This is a genomic window from Leptolyngbya sp. CCY15150 (genome assembly GCF_016888135.1).
Lineage (GTDB): Bacteria > Cyanobacteriota > Cyanobacteriia > RECH01 > RECH01 > RECH01.
The window spans coordinates 1-264 of sequence record NZ_JACSWB010000055.1 but is presented as its reverse complement, the minus strand read 5'-3'; the positions used below and the strand labels follow the sequence as shown (position 1 = coordinate 264).

The window sequence follows — 264 nt, the reverse complement described above, 5'->3', positions numbered from 1 at the left end:
TCACCGTCAACGGCGATGGCGTCAGTGAGCCCAGCGAAACCTTCAATGTGGTGTTGGGCAATCTGCAAGGAAACGCCACGGTTACCAACGGTACTGGGATAGGCACCATTGTTGATGATGACGCCCAGCCAGCCATCACCATCAACGACGTTTCGGTATTGGAAGGGGATAGCGGCGAGACCAACGCTATTTTCACCGTCAATCTGACGACGGCCAGTCAAGCGCCGGTGACCGTTGACTACACCACCCAGAATGGCAGCGCTA

Annotated in this window: 1 protein-coding gene; it reads left to right on the top strand. The window is 56.1% G+C overall.

The genetic code is table 11. The annotated features are described in order from the left end of the window. A partial coding sequence (locus JUJ53_RS25350; protein ID WP_204149984.1) for a hypothetical protein occupies nucleotides 1-264 on the top strand: 264 nt, incomplete at both ends.